The organism is Nocardia yamanashiensis NBRC 100130, assembly GCF_001613325.1.
GTDB classification, from domain to species: domain Bacteria; phylum Actinomycetota; class Actinomycetes; order Mycobacteriales; family Mycobacteriaceae; genus Nocardia; species Nocardia yamanashiensis.
This window is the reverse complement of sequence record NZ_BDCD01000019.1, coordinates 112,738-129,323: the sequence shown is the minus strand read 5'-3', so window position 1 is coordinate 129,323 and position 16,586 is coordinate 112,738. Positions and strand designations below refer to the sequence as shown.

16 protein-coding genes are annotated in these 16,586 nt (G+C 68.6%); 4 read left to right on the top strand and 12 right to left on the bottom strand.

Annotated features, from left to right (window positions below):
- Positions 1–16: 16 nt before the first annotated feature.
- The 6 genes from menE to NY1_RS22155 form a co-directional block, all read right to left on the bottom strand.
- Positions 17–1,153, bottom strand: a complete 1,137-nt coding sequence (gene menE / locus NY1_RS22180) for an o-succinylbenzoate--CoA ligase (protein WP_067716563.1) — start codon at positions 1,151–1,153, stop codon at positions 17–19.
- A 105-nt stretch (positions 1,154–1,258) separates the two neighbouring features.
- Entirely contained in the window at positions 1,259–1,642 is a 384-nt protein-coding gene (locus NY1_RS22175) for a DUF3349 domain-containing protein (RefSeq protein WP_084535215.1), read from the bottom strand.
- Positions 1,643–1,667: 25 nt separating this feature from the next.
- On the bottom strand, positions 1,668–1,937 hold the full coding sequence (locus NY1_RS22170; protein WP_067716560.1) for a hypothetical protein: 270 nt from the start codon (positions 1,935–1,937) through the stop codon (positions 1,668–1,670).
- Positions 1,938–1,948: 11 nt separating this feature from the next.
- Positions 1,949–3,187, bottom strand: a complete 1,239-nt coding sequence (locus tag NY1_RS22165) for an inorganic phosphate transporter (RefSeq protein ID WP_084535214.1) — start codon at positions 3,185–3,187, stop codon at positions 1,949–1,951.
- A 98-nt stretch (positions 3,188–3,285) separates the two neighbouring features.
- On the bottom strand, positions 3,286–3,681 hold the full coding sequence (locus tag NY1_RS22160) for a VOC family protein (protein ID WP_067716557.1): 396 nt from the start codon (positions 3,679–3,681) through the stop codon (positions 3,286–3,288).
- Positions 3,682–3,744: 63 nt separating this feature from the next.
- Complete coding sequence (locus NY1_RS22155; protein ID WP_067716974.1) at positions 3,745–4,638, bottom strand: 1,4-dihydroxy-2-naphthoyl-CoA synthase; 894 nt, start codon at positions 4,636–4,638, stop codon at positions 3,745–3,747.
- Between the two features lie 344 nt (positions 4,639–4,982).
- Between NY1_RS22155 and NY1_RS22150 the strand changes: the two genes are divergently transcribed.
- Complete coding sequence (locus NY1_RS22150) at positions 4,983–5,429, top strand: DUF6918 family protein (protein WP_067716555.1); 447 nt, start codon at positions 4,983–4,985, stop codon at positions 5,427–5,429.
- 109 nt (positions 5,430–5,538) lie between these two features.
- Here the strand turns inward: NY1_RS22150 and NY1_RS22145 are convergent, their stop codons facing one another.
- Entirely contained in the window at positions 5,539–6,366 is an 828-nt protein-coding gene (locus NY1_RS22145) for a siderophore-interacting protein (RefSeq protein WP_067716552.1), read from the bottom strand.
- A gap of 122 nt (positions 6,367–6,488) precedes the next feature.
- On the opposite strand from NY1_RS22145, the gene menD reads away from it, so the two are divergent.
- Positions 6,489–8,120: a 2-succinyl-5-enolpyruvyl-6-hydroxy-3-cyclohexene-1-carboxylic-acid synthase gene (gene menD / locus NY1_RS22140; RefSeq protein WP_067716551.1), complete on the top strand. Its 1,632-nt coding sequence runs from the start codon at positions 6,489–6,491 to the stop codon at positions 8,118–8,120.
- Positions 8,121–8,147: 27 nt separating this feature from the next.
- Here the strand turns inward: menD and NY1_RS22135 are convergent, their stop codons facing one another.
- Together NY1_RS22135 and NY1_RS22130 are read right to left on the bottom strand one after the other, a co-directional pair.
- Positions 8,148–8,411 carry an Rv3202a family protein gene (locus tag NY1_RS22135; RefSeq protein ID WP_067716548.1) on the bottom strand — a complete coding sequence of 88 codons (264 nt, stop codon included), beginning with the start codon at positions 8,409–8,411 and terminating at the stop codon, positions 8,148–8,150.
- 95 nt (positions 8,412–8,506) lie between these two features.
- Positions 8,507–8,740 carry a DUF8836 family protein gene (locus NY1_RS22130; protein ID WP_067716545.1) on the bottom strand — a complete coding sequence of 78 codons (234 nt, stop codon included), beginning with the start codon at positions 8,738–8,740 and terminating at the stop codon, positions 8,507–8,509.
- 177 nt (positions 8,741–8,917) lie between these two features.
- Between NY1_RS22130 and NY1_RS22125 the strand changes: the two genes are divergently transcribed.
- Positions 8,918–9,502 (top strand): TIGR03086 family metal-binding protein, encoded by a 585-nt coding sequence (locus NY1_RS22125; protein WP_233434431.1) that lies wholly within the window; start codon positions 8,918–8,920, stop codon positions 9,500–9,502.
- 6 nt (positions 9,503–9,508) lie between these two features.
- On the opposite strand, the gene NY1_RS22120 is transcribed toward NY1_RS22125, so the two are convergent.
- A complete protein-coding gene (locus NY1_RS22120; protein WP_067716542.1) occupies positions 9,509–10,138 on the bottom strand; it encodes a TetR/AcrR family transcriptional regulator in 630 nt (209 codons plus the stop codon).
- Positions 10,139–10,221: 83 nt separating this feature from the next.
- On the opposite strand from NY1_RS22120, the gene NY1_RS22115 reads away from it, so the two are divergent.
- A complete protein-coding gene (locus NY1_RS22115) occupies positions 10,222–11,256 on the top strand; it encodes an aldo/keto reductase (RefSeq protein ID WP_067716969.1) in 1,035 nt (344 codons plus the stop codon).
- Positions 11,257–11,272: 16 nt separating this feature from the next.
- Here NY1_RS22115 and NY1_RS22110 read toward each other — a convergent pair whose 3' ends face one another.
- Positions 11,273–15,769, bottom strand: a complete 4,497-nt coding sequence (locus NY1_RS22110) for a bifunctional nitrate reductase/sulfite reductase flavoprotein subunit alpha (protein ID WP_067716540.1) — start codon at positions 15,767–15,769, stop codon at positions 11,273–11,275.
- A gap of 101 nt (positions 15,770–15,870) precedes the next feature.
- Positions 15,871–16,584 carry a demethylmenaquinone methyltransferase gene (locus NY1_RS22105; RefSeq protein WP_084535213.1) on the bottom strand — a complete coding sequence of 238 codons (714 nt, stop codon included), beginning with the start codon at positions 16,582–16,584 and terminating at the stop codon, positions 15,871–15,873.
- Positions 16,585–16,586: the final 2 nt, after the last annotated feature.

Sequence of the window (16,586 nt, the reverse complement as noted above, 5' to 3'; positions counted from 1 at the left end):
GAGAGTTGTCTCACTCTCAGTGCGGGGACCCCGCGAGGAGGTGTTCGCGGAGTTTGGTGCGGTCGGGTTTGCCGGGGCCGCGGAGGGGGAGTTCGTCGAGGATCGCCAGTTCGCGGGGGGCGGCGATGGCGTCGAGTTCGGCTACGACGTGGTCGCGGAGTTCGTCGAGGGTGGGCGGGGTGACTCCGGCCACGGGGACGATGGCGGTGGCGACGCGCTGGCCCAGGCGGGCGTCGGGGAGGCCGAGGACGACCACTTCGGAGACCGCGGGGTGGGTGATCAGCACGGCTTCGACCACCTGGGGGATGACCAGCAGGCCGCCGGTCATGATCGCCTCGTCGAGGCGGCCGGTGACGGTGAGCACACCGTCTTCGAGGAAGCCCGCGTCCTCGGTGCGGAACCAGCCGGGTTCGGCGAACGCGGCGTGATCGGGCTGGTTGCGGTAGCCCTTGGCCAGGGTCGCACCGCCGAGCAGGACGCGTCCGTCATCGATGCGAACCTCGGTGCCCGTCAGCGGTACTCCGTCGTACACGCAGCCGCCGCAGGTTTCGCTCATCCCGTAGGTGCGGACCACATTGATCCCGGCCTCGCGGGCGCGCGCCAGCACCGGTGCGGGCGTGGCGGCCCCGCCGACCAGCACGGCGTCCAAACCCGCGAGCGCTTCCCGCCCGATCGGCTCGTCCAGGGCTTTGATCAGCTGCGTCGGCACCAGCGAGGTGTACTTGCGCGGCCCCCGCATCCCGGCGATCGCACTGGCCAGCCCTTCGGGCAGGAACCCGCCGGACACATCCAGCACGGCCGGTTCGGTCCCGGCCAGAATGCTGCGCAGCAGCACCTGAATGCCCGCGATGTGATGGGTCGGCAACGCCAGCAGCCACTGCCCGGGCCCGCCGAGCCGCTCGTGCGTGGCATCGCCGCTGGCCCGCAGCGCGGCCGCGGAGAGCATGGCGCCCTTGGGAATTCCGGTGGTCCCGGAGGTGGTCACCACCAGCGCCACCTCGTCGTCGATGGACTCGCCGGGCCGCAGCGAACTCGAGAGTCGTTGCGCCTCACGGCGGTCGGTGGTGGGGATGGGCAGCCAGGCGGGGCCGTTGCCCTCCAGGGCTTCCCGCAGGTGCGGCAATACGTCACCGACGCCTGAGCCGGTGGGCATGGGGAGGGTGCGGAGGGTATTGCTCACGTTCGCGATCGTGCCATTTCGATGGAGGGCGGCGCGCGAGAGGGGGTTCGGCGCCCGGGGTCGATGGTGGTCGGTCGGTCAGTCGGACGTCGGTGTCGCCAGCGGCCAGCCACCGGCTGCCAGCCGGGAGGCCACCCGAGCGATATCGTCCTCGCCGGGCTGCTCCTTGGCAACTCGGGCGATGGCGGCCTCGATGTCGGTGCGCTCGATCTCCGAGCTGGCGACGCGTTCGCGCACCAGCTCCTCCACGATGAGATGCACCTCGTAGTCGGTGAGCCGCCGGTGCAGCACCGCGAGCAGCGCCACATAGTCCGATTGCGGAATGCCCTGCGGATATCCGGCTTTGAGCCAGTTCAGGACCTTCTGCGGAACACCGGCCAGCGGCAGCGACGGCCGCGCCGGTTCGGCCGGGCGCGCGGGCTCGGGCGAATCGGGGGCGTTCGGCTGTTCGGGAGTGCTCATCAGCGTGCCTTTCGGTACGGCGGCGTCACGCGCCGAGCAGATGGATACCCAGTCGGGAGGCGAGGAATGCGCGTGCGATGAAGAGCACACCCACCACCACCGCGATCATGACCACGGCGAAGCAGATCGAGGACACGGCCAGCGCGATCGAGCGGGTGCCGCCGGTGACGCCCGAATCCACCTGCGCGCGATAGCGAATCCCGAGCGCGAAGATGGTGGGCAGGCCCGCGCCGAAGAGCAGCGCGGCCAGCGTGACCTGCCACAGATCGGTGAGGTTGTTCATGAGCGTGTGCATGATCGTGGCCCCTAACCGATTCCGTTGCTGATCGCGCCGCCGTCCGGCCGCACCGGCGTGCCGGAGCCGCCCGCCGGACCCGAACCGCCGGCCGGACCGGAGTCGCCGGGCGTCTCGCCCCGCCACTCGTCATTGACGTTGTGCGAGTTGACCGCGGTGCGCTGCGAGCGGATCCAGATCATTCCCGCCATGGCGATGAGCAGCGCGAACACCACCAATACGCCCGCGAGCCCGCCGATTCCGTGCAGCAGCGCCCAGCACAGCGCGCCCACCACGCCGGCCAGCGGCAGCGTCAGCACCCAGGCCACCACCATGCGCCCGAGCACCGCCCAGCGCACTTCCGCGCCGCGCCCGATGCCCGAGCCGAGGATGGATCCGGTCACGGTCTGGGTGGTGGACAGCGGCAGGCCGAAGTGCGCGGAGGTGAGAATGATCGCCGCCGAGGTGGATTCGGCCGCGAAGCCCTGCGGCGGGGCGATGTCGACCAGGCCCTTGCCGAGCGTGCGGATGATGCGCCAGCCGCCGAGGCAGGTGCCGGCGGCGATGGCGACCGCGCAGGACACGATCACCCACAGCGGCAGCGGATCGCTGGCTTTGGCGGAGCCGTGCGCGATGAGCGCCAGGAAGATGATGCCCATGGTCTTCTGCGCGTCGTTGGTGCCGTGCGCGAGGGAGACCAGCGAGGCGGAACCGATCTGCCCCCACCGGAATCCGCGATCCACGGTCTTCTCGTTGCTGCCCCGGGTGATCCGGTACACCAGCCACGATCCGATGGCCGCGACCAGCGCCGCCACCACCGGGGCCAGCAGCGCCGGAATGATGATCTTCGCGAGCACGCCCTTGCTGCCCGCGGTCCAGATCACCCCGTCCCAGCCCAGCGCCGCGATGGTGGCGCCGATCAAGCCGCCGAACAGTGCGTGCGAGGAACTCGACGGCAGGCCCAGCAGCCAGGTGAACAGATTCCAGAGAATGCCGCCGACGAGTCCCGCGAAGACGATGTCGAGCAGTGCCCGCCCGCTGACTTCGGAGAGGTCGACGATGCCCTCCGCGACGGTGGCGGCGACCGCGACGCTGAGGAAGGCGCCGACGAGATTCAGCGCCCCGGACAGGAGTACGGCTGTACGCGGCGGGAGCGCACCGGTGGCGATCGAGGTGGCCATCGCGTTCGCGGTGTCGTGGAATCCGTTGGTGAAGTCGAACGCCAGGGCCGTGAGAACAACGATCAGCAGAACGAGCAGTTCGGCAGACACACCGTTCAGTCTGCGGCACGCCGTTCACGGCGTGTTAACCGACACCCCCGGACGCGAATCACACCAACCAGTTTGCTAAGGCTTTCGCGCAACGAGATTCAGTTCGGTTTCGCCCGGCTGTCCCGGCGAATCGGGTGATCCTCGGGGATCTGCACGAGCACGATCGGCACCCCGTCCGGATCCCGCAGCCACATCTCGATCAGTCCCCACGGCTCCTGCTTGGGGGCCCGGTCGATCGGAATGCCGCGCAGCGCGAGCTCGGTCGCGGCGATCGAACAGTCGCGCACCTGCAACCAGATCGCACCCGAGAACCCCGCCGGGGCATCCTCACCGCGGCCGTGCCCGGCCACCTCGATGAGCCCCTGCCCGGCGAAGAACACCGTCCCCCCGGGGTACTCGCGGGCGATGGCCAGCCCCAGCGCATCTCGATAGAACTCCAGCGTCCGCCCGTACTCGACCGGACGCAGGATCAACCGACTGCTGAGTATCTCCATGCCGCCAGCTTTGCAGAGCGGAAAAGGGTTCGGGGGCAAAGCCCCCGAGAGCCCCGGGAGAGGTCAGAAGTACCAGGGGTACGGCTTCCAGTCCGGCTTGCGCTTTTCGAGGAAGGCGTCGCGGCCCTCGACGGCCTCGTCGGTCATGTAGGCCAGGCGGGTGGCCTCGCCGGCGAACAGCTGCTGACCGACCAGTCCGTCGTCGGGGAGGTTGAACGCGTACTTCAGCATGCGAATCGCCTGGGGCGACTTGCCGAGGATCTCGGCGGTCCATTCGAGGGCCACGTCCTCCAGCTCGGCGTGATCGACGACCGCGTTCACCGCGCCCATCGCGTGCATCTCCTCGGCGGTGTACGGCCGCCCCAGGAAGAACACCTCGCGAGCGAACTTCTGCCCCACCATCTTCGCCAGGTAGGCGCTGCCGTACCCGGCGTCGAACGAGCCCACGTCGGCGTCGGTCTGCTTGAACCGCGCGTGTTCGCGCGAGGCCAGGGTGAGGTCGCAGGTCACGTGCAGCGAATGCCCGCCGCCCGCCGCCCAGCCGTTCACCAGTGCGATGACCACCTTCGGCATGAACCGGATCAGCCGCTGCACCTCGAGGATGTGCAGCCGCCCCGCGCGCGCCACGTCCACCGTGTCGGCGGTGTCGCCGGTCGCGTACTGATACCCGCTGCGCCCACGAATGCGCTGATCGCCGCCGGAGCAGAAGGCCCAGCCGCCGTCCTTCTCCGAGGGCCCGTTCCCGGTGAGCAGGACCGCGCCCACATCGGCGGTCATGCGGGCGTGATCGAGCGCGTTGTACAGCTCGTCGACGGTGTGCGGCCGGAAGGCGTTCCGGACTTCCGGTCGATCGAAGGCGATCCGGACGGTGCCCTGCTCGATGTGCCGGTGGTACGTGATGTCTGTGAGGTTCTCGAACCCGGGCACGGGCCGCCACAGCGCGGAATTGAAGGTCACGGCACCGAACATACTGCTGAGGGGTCGGTGTTGGTGCAGCCACACCAGGGTGATTTCGCTCCCTCGGAATTTCGCCGGTCGCGGATTTCGGCCGTGCGATAAGGGAGCTGATCGATAGCGGACGGGGTTACCCGAATGACGCTCGGCGGTCTTCACGCGGTGTGGGAAGTGAACGCCGGTCAAACGGGAGCCGAAAGTGAAACGCTGCCAATCGATTGCGGGTGCTTTACAGTGCTGTTGCTGCCCTGGCAGTGAGACGCGCGACGGCATCGTGTGTGCGGGGTCACCGGTGCGTATAGTTGCGTGCGCTCGTTCATCGAAAAACTATCCGGAGGAACCTGAAAGTGGTTGCAGCACTGTCTGAATCCCTGCTCGATGACGCCAAGCGTCCGGCCTTCATCGCCGACGCTCAGAAGGTTCTTGATGAGGAGGTGTCGGACAAGGGCGGCGCGTCGGGCCTCGCCGTGAAGGGCGGCTACGCCGCGATCAAGAAGGTCAGCCCTTCGATCGTGGGTGACGCGCTGGAGTCGTTCGCACCCAAGCTGGTCTCGCAGCTGGAGCCGTACTGGGCCGAGTTCCAGGCTTCCGGCTCGGGCTCGTTCGCCGACCTGCTGGTCGCCAAGCAGGACGAGGTTGCCGAGGCGCTGCTCGCGGTCACCGACGCGCGTGCCGAGTCGTCTTCGCGCCCCGCGCTGACCAAGGTCTACAACTCGATGCGTGGTTCGGCGAAGAAGCATGTCGCCGAGGCTCTTCCGCGTGTCGGCGCCCTCATTCAGCGTCACGCCGGTTAAAAAACCGACCGGTTCGCGACCCGGTGGGGGTCGCGAACACGGTTCCGCGACGATCGTTTTCACGATCGCGCACGGGATCGATCCCCCTGGGATCGATCCCGTTTTCAATTCACCCCTGGGCTTTACCGACTCGCCAGTAACCGGTGAAAACAATGTCGGCCTTCGGGATTTCCCGCTCCTGCGCCAGGTAGCGCCGCACGCTCGCGCACAACTTCTGCTCGCCGGCCACGAATGCGTAAACCCCTCTTGCGGGAATCTCGGCCCGCCGCACCGCATCCGCGCACAGCGCCCCGGCCTCGCCGTCCGCATCGGTGCGAACCAGCCAATTCACCTCGACGCCCGCGGGCGCGTTCAGTTCCTGCTTGTCCTCCGCGCTCGGAATCTCGATGAACGCCGCGCCTTTCACCTCGCGCGGCGCGGACCGCAGAATGCCGCCGATGGCGGGCAGCGCGCTCTCGTCCCCGACCAGCAGCGACCATTCGGTGTGCTCCGGCGCCTGGTAGGTGATGCCCTCGTCCAGCAGCCCCACCTTCGACCCCGGCGTGGCGGTGTTGGCCCAGGCCGCGGCCGGGCTGTCCTCGGCGTGGACGGCGAAATCGATATCGAGCTCGGCCGTGCTGCCGAACTCCCCGAAACCGGCAGCGCGGTAGTCCCGCACGGTGTAGTTGCGCACCAGCGGCCGATGCTCCTTGCCCATCATCAGGTACTGCGCGTACCAGCCGAGGGAGGCGGTCGAGGTCGGCAGTTTCAGATTGCCGTCCTTGCCCGGCATGAACAGCCGGAACCACTGGTCGAATCCCATTGCGGTGAAACCGGACAACCCGTCCCCGCCCAGTGTGACGCGAACGAAGTTCGGGCTGATCCGCTTGCTCGCCAGCACTTCGGGAGTGAGAATCGCCCGCTGCTCGGGCTTGAGGTACTTGGTGCGCTTCGCCATTCGCTTAGGTTAGCAAACCCTAACTAATACCAGAACCGTGTGGAACCGGAATGACGGGCAATCACCCAGGGTGTGAGCGGGGTGACGCAGCGCGATGATCGACTGTCTGAGAGGCTGGGGTTGTGAATCCCTCGACAGCACAGGCTCAGGTCGTCGTCGACGAACTCGCGCGCGGTGGCGTGCGCGATGTGGTCCTGTGCCCCGGGTCGCGAAATGCGCCGCTGGCCTTCGCCTTACAGGCCGCCGACGCGGCCGGGCGGATCCGGCTGCACATGCGGATCGACGAGCGCAGCGCGGGATTCCTGGCCATCGGGCTGGCGGTGGCCGCGGGCCGCCCGGTTCCGGTCGTCATGACCTCCGGCACCGCGGTCGCCAATCTCGGGCCCGCGGTGCTCGAAGCCAATTACGCGCGCATCCCGCTCATCGTGATCAGCGCCAACCGGCCGTACGAGATGCTCGGCACCGGATCGAACCAGACGGTCGAGCAGTTCGGCCTGTTCGGCAGCCAGGTGCGCGCGGCCATCAGCCTCGGGCTGGCCGAGGCGGAGCAGCCCGCGGACCTGTACCCCAAGCAGAACAGCGTGTGGCGTTCGGCGGTGTGCCGGGTGCTGGCCGCCGCGCGCGGCACCCGCTCCGGCAATGCCGGCCCGGTGCAATTCGACATCCCGCTGCGCGAACCCCTGGTCCCGGATGCCGCGGGCGCGGCGCTGCCCGCCGGGCGCGACGGCGACCGCCCGTGGACCGCAACGCAATACGCGACCCTGGATGTGCCGCTGGATATCGATCTGACGCCGGACACGGTGGTCATCTCCGGGCACGGCGCGGGGCATCGGCCCGAACTCGCCGCGCTGCCCACGGTGGCCGAGCCGACCGCGCCCATGCACGGTCCGGCCCTGCATCCGCTCGCGCTGCCGCTGCTGCGGCCCAAGCAGGCCATCATCACCGGGCGGCCGACCTTGCACCGGCCGGTCTCGCGGCTGCTCGCCGATCCCGAGGTCACCGTGTACGCGCTGACCACCGGCCCGCGCTGGCCCGATGTCTCGGGCAATGTGGTGGGCACCGGTACCCGCGCGGTGACTTACGGCGCGCCGCGCGCGGAATGGCTCGAACACTGTCGTGACCTGGATGCCAAGGCCGCCAAGGTGGTTCGCGACGAACTCGCCGGACACCCGAAGCCGACCGGTCTGCATGTGGCGGCGGTGGTGATGGACGCCCTGCGCGAGGGCGATCAACTGCTGCTCGGCGCGTCCAACCCGGTCCGCGATGCCGCCCTGGTCTCCACCCCGCGCCCGGGCGTGCGCGTCATGTCCAATCGCGGCGTGGCCGGTATCGACGGCACCGTCTCGGCGGCGGTCGGCGCGGCGCTCACCCATGCCGGCCGCACCATCGCGCTGATGGGCGACCTGACCTTCCTGCACGATGCTTCCGGCCTGCTCATCGGCCCGGGCGAACCGCGGCCGGAGGATCTCACCATCGTGGTCGCCAATGACGACGGCGGCGGCATCTTCGAACTTCTGGAACAGGGCGATCCGCAGTACGCGGGCGTGTTCGAGCGCGTGTTCGGCACCCCGCACGGCATGGATCTGGCTGCGCTCTGCGCCGCCTACCGGGTGCCGCACCGCCAGGTGGATCCCGCGCAGCTGGCCGTCGAACTCACCGGCGGCGCGCACGGCATCCGGGTGCTGGAGGTCGCGACCGAACGCTCCAGCCTGCGGGAACTGCACGCCACCGTGCGGGCGGGCGTCGCGGGCTAGGGGCTCCGGTCCGCCCCGGCGCGCGGCCTATTCGCCGTTCGCCGTGTCGTATTCGTCGTCGAGGGGCACCGGAATCGATTGCTCGACGAGATCGGCTTCGTTCGCGGTCCAGCCGCTGTCGCCCGCGGGCAAGGGGGCCGTCTCACTGTCGGATTCGATGACGGAATCGGCGAGCACATCCTGATCGGGATACGCGTCGGCGTCCGGATACGGTTCGTTGCCGGGGTAGGCGGGCGTGTGCTGTTCGACGTAATCGGCTTCGGGTACGGATTCGATGCTGCGATCGGTCATCGGGGGTACTCCTCTCTGCCGGGCCGGCCGGGGGCCGAATGCAGTCGGATATTTCGAGCATGCCCCCGATCGCGGCGAATAGGCAACCTCCCGGCTCACTCGTCCGGCAGCGCGGTGTCCTGAGCCGGATGCTCCACCAGGGCCACCACCCGGGACGCCAGGAACCGCGCGATGCGCACGGCGCTGCCGGTCCTGGTCACTTCACTGACTTCCACCACGCCGCGCGCGATGCGGACCTCGACCCGCCGGCCCGCGCGAGTGGCGGCTACTTCGTAATTGCGAGAACCCTCACCGGTGTCGATGACGATCTCCACTCGATCACCCTTCATCTATCAATTCTCCTCGCCACCAGGGCTTTTGGGCGATTACGGGCCTAACGATGCGGTTGCGAACGGGCGGTGCGATCGCATTTCGCCGAAAACAGCGATGATTTCCGGCGAACCGGGTAGTCCACATTCGGGAGCAGGCCGCCGCCCCGGCGTCCGCTACTGAACCGGGAGGATCCCGTGCAGCATCCGACCTTCGATATGGAACCCGCGGCCATCGCACTCGAAACGGTGGTCACCGGCATTACCGACGAGCAACTCGAACTCCCCACTCCCACCGGCGCGAACGTGCGCGCGCTGCTGGCCCATGTCGCCATGCTGACCGAGGCTTTCCGGCAGGCCGCCACCAAGGAATCCGTCGGCGTCTCGGTCGCGCCCACCGCGGTCGAAACGGTGCTCGGAAACGATTGGCGCACCGTGATTCCCGCCCAGCTCAAGGCGCTGGTCGCGGCCTGGCAGGAACCGGCCGCCTGGGTCGGCGAGACCGAGGCCGGCGGGGTGCTGCTGCCCGCCGCGGAAATGGCCGGGGTGGCGCTGGACGAAATGGTCATCCACGGCTGGGATCTGGCGCGGGCGACCTCGCAGCCCTACGCGCCGGATTCGGACGATATCGCCATCCTGTTGGACATGATGAAGGGCAATCCGATCGAGGGCACCCCCGGCCTGTTCGGCCCGGTCGTCGCGGTCCCGGACAATGCCTCGTCGCTCGATCGCCTGCTCGGCCTCACCGGCCGCGATCCCGACTGGACCGCCAGCCACAACTGATCTTCCTCATTCCGGGGCGCTCGCGGCCGGAACCCACACGCCCGCCCGTGCGGCGACGGCGGCGGCTTCGGCTGCGCCCGTGACGGTTTCCTCGTCGATGGGATCGCCGCTGGCGAGCAGCCGGTAGTACAGCGGGGCCGAAACGGCGGACAGCACCGCGCGCGGGTCGGTGCCGGGCGGCACTTCACCCCGGGCGATGGCCGCCTCGACACAGGGCGACCATTCGGTCAGGCGGGTGTCGTAGAAGCGGTGCAGTGCGATGGCGGCCGTATCGTCGCTGGTCGCGGCGGCGATGACGGCGCGGAAGAGCCGCCCCTGCCGGTCGTCGGTCAGCGTCTTGGCGACCAGCCGCGCATTGGCCCGCAGGTCACCGGCCAGCGAGCCGGTATCGCTGTGCGGCAGTGAGGTTTCCGCCATCTCCACCAGCAGATCCGCGACCAGTCCCGCCGGGGTGCGCCAGCGCCGGTAGACGGTGGTCTTGCCGACCTCGGCGCGGGCCGCCACCTCGGCCAGATCCAGGCGCGCGAACCCGTGTTCGGCGAGCAGGTCACCGGCGGCGCGCAGGACGGCATCGCGGACGCGGGCGGTGCGTCCACCGGGGCGAATCGAGCCGGGGACGGCCGAATCCTGATCCATAACGGGCCTCCAGTTTCATTTGCGGCGAGAGGAGTGTATCGTCCGAATTGTTAATGAAACTGTAGTTCCGTTAGGAGTTGGTCATGGAATACCGTCGGCTGGGTGCGTCCGGACTGCTGGTGCCGGCGCTGAGCTTCGGCGCGGGCACCTTCGGTGGACGCGGCGAACTCTTCTCCGCCTGGGGCGACACCGATGCGCAGGCGGCGCGCAGGATGGTGGACATCAGCCTGGAAGCGGGCGTGACGCTGTTCGACACCGCGGACGTCTATTCGGACGGGGCTTCGGAAGAGGTGCTGGGCGAGGCGATCCGGGGCCGCCGCGACGATCTGCTCCTGTCCACCAAGGCGTCCCTGCCCACCGGGCCGGGGCCGTTCGACGCCGGGTCGGGGCGGTCCCGGTTGATCCGCGCGGTGGAGGGTTCGCTGCGTCGTCTCGGGACCGATTACATCGATCTGTTCCAGCTGCACGCCTTCGACGCCGGTACACCGGTGGAGGAAGTGCTTGCGGCACTGGACGATCTGGTGCGGGCCGGAAAGATCCGCTACGTCGGCGCGTCCAACTTCGCGGGCTGGCAGCTCATGAAATCCCTTGCGGCGGCGGACGCGCACGGCTTCCCGCGCTATGTCGCGCATCAGGTCTACTACTCGCTGGTCGGCCGGGACTACGAATGGGAACTCATGCCGCTGGCCCAGGACCAAGGTGTCGGCGCGGTGGTCTGGAGCCCGCTCGGCTGGGGGCGGCTCACCGGCAAGATCCGGCGCGGACAGCCGCTTCCGGCAGGCAGTCGCCTGCACAAGACGGCCGAAGCCGGGCCGCCGGTCGATGACGAAGTGCTGTACGACGTGGTCGATGTGCTCGACGAGCTCGCGGCGGAGACCGGTCGCACGGTGCCGCAGATCGCGCTCAACTGGCTGCTGAACCGGCCCACGGTGTCGACGGTCATCGTGGGCGCGCGCAACGAGGAACAGCTGCGGCAGAACCTGGGTTCGATCGGCTGGAACCTGGATGCCGAGCAGATCGCCCGCTTGGACAAGGCGAGCGCGGTGACGCCGCCGTACCCGTACTACCCGTACTACCGCCTATCCGATTTCGCCCGCCTCAACCCGCCCGCGGTGTGAATGGATTCAGCGCACGTCAGTAGACGTCGCGGACGTAGCGTTTCTCGGCGACCAGTTGCTTCTTGAACGCCAGCGCGCCGTCCTCGCTCAATTTCCCGTGAATGCGAGCGATCTTCAGCAGCGTGTCGTCCACATCCTTGGCCATGCGGGAGGCGTCGCCGCAGACGTAGAAGTGGCCGCCCTCCCGCAACCAGGCCCACAGCTCCGCACCGTGCTCGATCATGCGGTGCTGTACGTAGATCCGTTCGCGCTGGTCCCGGGAGAACGCCAGGTCCAGGCGGGTCAGGAAGCCGGAACGGAACATGTCCTCGAGTTCGGCCCGGTAGTAGAAGTTGTCCTTGGCGTGCTGATCGCCGAAGAACAGCCAGTTCCGGCCCTTGCAGCCCAGGGCTTTCCGCTCCTGCAGGAATCCCCGGAACGGCGCGATGCCGGTGCCCGGACCCACCATGATCATGGGCGCGTTCGGGTCCGGCGGCGGCCGGAAATGCGGGGAGCGCTGCAGGAAGATCGGAATATCGGACTCGGCGCGATCGGCCAGGAAGCTCGAGCACACCCCGCCGCGCCGCGCCGCCGACCCGATCGCCTCCGGATCGCCGTACCGCACCACGCTCACCGTCAGCTGCACCTCGTGCGGGCTCACCAGCGGACTGGAGGAAATCGAATACTGGCGCGGCTGCAGCTTTTTCAGCGTCCCCAGCCACTCCACCAGATCGGCCCGCACCGGGAAGTCCCGCAGCACGTCCACCGCCTGCCGATCCCACAGATACCCGTCGAGCTCATTGCGATTGTCGCGCCGCAGCAGCTTCGCCAGCCGCGCACTGGAATTGCGTTCCGCGACGAAGGCCAGCAGATCGCCGCTCACCTTGGTGATGTCGTAGCGGGTGCGCAACGCCTGCTCCAATGGCAGCTCCCGATCGTCCACATCGATCAGCCGATGCCCCTCCAGCCCGGTCAGCTGCAACCATTCCGCCACCAGCGCATCGCAATTGGTCGGCCGGATGCCGAGTGCGTCCCCGACCTCGTAGGTGGCCTCGGAGCCGCTCAGATCGAACCCGAACTGCCGCACCTCTTTCCCGCAACCCGGCCGCGACAACAGTTCATTGCGCAGCAGTTTGGTGGACAGCGGTGAAGTGCGGGTGAACTGCGCCGGGGCCACCGTCGCCAGTGAGGTCCGGGTGCGCACACCCAGGTGACTGCGCAGCGGGCTGTTCGGGGTGGGCGTGGACTGTGCGCCTGGAACTGATCCGGCGGCCCGATAGCCGCTGCCTGGATCCGCCTCGGCAGCCCGGTAGCCACCGCCCGGAGTGGTTCCGGCAGCCGGATAGCCGCCCGCATTCGATCCGGCGGGTGGGACGCCGCCATTTGTCATCGCGCCGGCCGAGTTGTCGCCGCCCGGCCCGGTTCCGTGCAGATCCACGCCGGTCCCGCCGACCGCCGCGCCGCCGCCCAGCACGGCGGCGATCTCGTCCAGCCATGCCTCGGACAGGTCGTCGTGGTCGGGTTCGCTGTCCACTCGGGGCAGCAGCCGGGTGGCTCCGCGCTTGGCGAACAGCTCGTCGAGCTTGCGCCCGTGCCCGCAGAAGTCGTCATAGGACGAGTCGCCGAGCGCGAACACGGCGTACCGCATGCCGGTGAAGCGGGTTTCGCTGTCGGACAGCAGATCCCAGAATTCCGCCCCATTGTCCGGCGGGCCGCCGTCGCCGAAGGTGCTGCTGATGATCAGCACATCGCCGGTCAGGTCGGACAGTTCGGCGGCGTTCATATCCAGCAGCCGTGGAATCAGCCCGGCATCGGCGAGCTTCGTGATCGCCGCCGCCGCCAGATCCTCCGCCGTGCCGGTCTGCGAGGCCCACAGCACGGTCACGATCGGCGGCAGTTCGTCCGGCGCGGCGAGGTGGCCGTCGTCGCCGGGAACCCCCGCCGTTTCCAGACCGGCCATGGCCGCCTCCCCCGGCGCGGACCGCGAATACATGCCCGCGAGCAGGCCGTTCAACCACATCCGGTTGCGCTGGGTCAGCGGCGCGGTCTCCGGCAGCACCGGCACGCCGGTGATCGGCAGCGATTGCAGAGCGGCGAGGTAGCCGCCGAGGTAGATGGATTCCGTTTCGCTCAGCGTCGGCGTGACGGTGGCCTGTTCCAAGCCGAGCATCGCAGCCAGCGGATGCCGTTGCGGCACACCGGTGACCGTCGCGTCGGCCGCGAAAGCGGGCACGGCGGATCCGGCGGGATGCGCCGGTGTGGGGGAGCCGCCCGGATTTGCGGCACCCATCGGGCGCGCCGCCCCGATCGTCGTCGAATCCGGTTCGGCGGCAGGCGCGTTCGCCGCGCTCACGGCCGCCACCTTGCGCAGCCGCACCGCGCACACTTTGAACTCCGGCTGTAGCGAGTCCGGGTCCACGGCGTCATTGGTGACCGCGTTGATGGTCAGGTATTCGCCGTGCTCGTCGTTCCAGTGGAACGGCGCGAAGCATTCGCCCGCCCGCACCCGGTCGCTGATCCGTGCGGGCAGGACCGCGCGCCCGCGCCGCGACCCGATCTCGACCTGATCACCCTCGCGCACTTCGAGTTTCGCCGCGTCCTCGGGGTGGATCTCCAGGAACGGCTGCCCGTTGAGTTTCGTCAGCTTGGCCACCTTCCCGGTCTTGGTCATGGTGTGCCACTGGTGTTGCAGCCGCCCGGTATTGAGCACGAACGGGTGATCGTCGTCGGGCATCTCGGCGGGCAGCAGATGCGGGCGCGGCCAGAACACGGCCCGGCGGGTCGGGGTGGGAAAGGCGAGGCCGGGCCGGTGACTGTCGGCATCGGTGTGCAGATGCTGGCTGACCCCGTCGTTGACGTACCGGATCGGATTGCGCCGCTGCGCCGGATCCGGGCACGGCCATTGCATCGGCCCGTCGGCCAGCGCCTCGTAATCGATGCCGCGCAGGTCGTACCCGGTCACCGGATTGCTGAAAAGCTTGATCTCCGCGAAGATCTCGGCGCTCGACGCGTAGTCGAACCCCGGGAACCCCATGGCCGTCGCCACCCGCGCGATCAACTGCCAGTCCGGCCGCGCCTCGCCCACCGGCGGCACCGACTGCCGCAGCAGCGTCATGGTGCGTTCCGAATTCACCATCACCGCATCGGATTCCGCCCACAGCGTGGCGGGCAGCAGCAGATCGGCGTAGGCGTTGGTGGCGGTATCGACGTACACGTCCTGCGCGATCACCAGTTCGGCGGCTTCCAGCCCGGCGATCACCGTCTTGCGGTTCGCCACGCTCGCAACGGGATTGGAGCAGATCACCCAGGCGGCCTTGATCCGCCCGTCGGCCAGGCCGCGGAACATCTCCACGGTCCCTGGCCCGCCCGCATCGCGGATGCTGCCCGGCGCGAGCCCCCACACCGATTCCGCGAATTCCCGGTCCTTGGGGTTCAGCACGCTGCGCTGGCCGGGCAATCCCGGTCCCATGTAACCCATTTCGCGCCCGCCCATGGCATTGGGCTGGCCGGTCAGCGAGAGCGGCCCGCTCCCGGTGCGGCTGATCGCCCCGGTCGCCAGGTGCAGATTGCAGATGGCATTGGTGGTCCAGGTGCCGTGCGTGGACTGATTGACGCCCATGGTCCACAACGACGTCCACTCCCCGGCCGCGCCGATCCAGGCGGCGGCGGTGCGGATATCGGCCTCGGCCAAGCCGGTGGCCTGCGCGACCAGGTCGGGGGTGTAGCCGGCGAGGAAGTCGGGCATGGCGTCCCAGCCGTCGGTGTGCGCGGCGATGAATTCGGCGTCGATATCGCCGTTCTCGACCAGCAGGTGCAGCAGGCCGTTCAGCAAGGCCAGATCGGTGCCGGGTTTGATCTGCAGGAACAGATCGGCCCGGGCGGCGGTGTCGGTGCGGCGCGGATCCACCACGATGAGCTTCGCGCCCGCCTTGAGCCGATCGGCCATGCGCAGGAACAGGATCGGATGGCAGTCGGCCATATTCGCGCCGATCACGAAGAACAGGTCGGCGTGATCCAGGTCGTCGTAGGAACCGGGCGGGGCGTCCGCGCCCAGGGACTGCTTGTAGCCGGTGGCGGCGCTGGCCATGCAGAGCCGGGAATTGGCTTCCATATGCGTGGTGCGCAGGTGGCCCTTGGCGAATTTGGTGGCCAGGTATTGGGCTTCGATCGACATCTGCCCGGACACGTAGAGCGCGATGGCATCCGGTCCGTATGTGTCGAGAATCACCCGAAGCCGGTCGGCCGCTTCCTGAATCGCCGCGTCCACCGGCAGCGGTTCGGGGGTGGCCCCGCGCTCCGGGCGGCGGTACGCGGTAGCCATGCGACCCTCGGTCGCGGCCATCATCTCCGTGTGTGTCGCACCCTTGGTGCAAAGTCGCCCGGAGTTAACCGGATGTAGCTTGTCGCCACTGACCTTGGCGATAACCGGTAACCCGGCTGCGTCCGGACGGGTCTGCACGGTGATTCCGCACCCCACCCCGCAGTACGAGCACTGGGTTCGCGTGCTCGTCTGGGGTGTGGTCGAATCCGCCATGCCCTCGATCTTCGCGATCGGGGATTGCGCCGGATTTACCGAAGGTTATCTCCAGATGACATTCCACCTCACAGTTGGTTTTCCGGGTGGTGAGGTGCCGTCTAGCCGAGCTTGTAACCCCGGTGCAGGGCGACCGCGCCGCCGCTGAGATTGCGCCACTTGACCGCGGACCAGCCCGCATCGGCGATCCGGAGGGCGAGCTGCGGCTGCGTCGGCCAGGCCCGGATGGACTCGGCGAGATAGACGTAAGCGTCCGGATTGCTGGACACCGCGGTCGCCACCTTGGGGAGCGCCTTCATCAGGTACTCCATGTAGATCGTCCGGAACGGCCCGAACGTGGGCGTCGAGAATTCGGCCACCACGAGCCGCCCGCCGGGCTTGGTCACCCGCAGCATCTCGCGCAGCGCCAGATCCGGATCCGACACATTCCGCAGCGCGTAGGAAATCGTCACCGCGTCGAACGACTCGTCGGCGAACGGCAACGCCATGGCATCGCCGGCGACCATCGGCACATTCCGGAATCGCCCGGCCTGCAACATGCCCTGCGAGAAGTCGGTTGCGACACACCAGGCGCCGGACTTGCCGAATTCGACCGTGGAAACGCCGGTCCCGGCCCCTAGGTCGAGCACCCGTTCACCGGGCCGCAAGCCCAGAGCCTGCCGGGTAGCCCAGCGCCAGTACCGGTCCTGGCCCATGGAAATCACGGTGTTGGTCAGGTCATACCGCTTAGCGACCCCGTCGAACATCGACGCGACCTCTTTGGGCTGCTTCTCCAACGAGGCCCGAAACGATTCCCGCCGCTCTGTTTTCGCCACAA

Coding starts and splice junctions, on each gene's coding strand:
- menE (WP_067716563.1), bottom strand. CDS start 1,153: ATGCCCACCGGCTCAGGCGTCGGTGACGTATTGCCGCACCTGCGGGAA.
- NY1_RS22175 (WP_084535215.1), bottom strand. CDS start 1,642: ATGAGCACTCCCGAACAGCCGAACGCCCCCGATTCGCCCGAGCCCGCG.
- NY1_RS22170 (WP_067716560.1), bottom strand. CDS start 1,937: ATGCACACGCTCATGAACAACCTCACCGATCTGTGGCAGGTCACGCTG.
- NY1_RS22160 (WP_067716557.1), bottom strand. CDS start 3,681: ATGGAGATACTCAGCAGTCGGTTGATCCTGCGTCCGGTCGAGTACGGG.
- NY1_RS22145 (WP_067716552.1), bottom strand. CDS start 6,366: ATGGCGAAGCGCACCAAGTACCTCAAGCCCGAGCAGCGGGCGATTCTC.
- NY1_RS22135 (WP_067716548.1), bottom strand. CDS start 8,411: ATGACCGATCGCAGCATCGAATCCGTACCCGAAGCCGATTACGTCGAA.
- NY1_RS22130 (WP_067716545.1), bottom strand. CDS start 8,740: ATGAAGGGTGATCGAGTGGAGATCGTCATCGACACCGGTGAGGGTTCT.
- NY1_RS22120 (WP_067716542.1), bottom strand. CDS start 10,138: ATGGATCAGGATTCGGCCGTCCCCGGCTCGATTCGCCCCGGTGGACGC.
- NY1_RS22115 (WP_067716969.1), top strand. CDS start 10,222: ATGGAATACCGTCGGCTGGGTGCGTCCGGACTGCTGGTGCCGGCGCTG.
- NY1_RS22110 (WP_067716540.1), bottom strand. CDS start 15,769: ATGGCGGATTCGACCACACCCCAGACGAGCACGCGAACCCAGTGCTCG.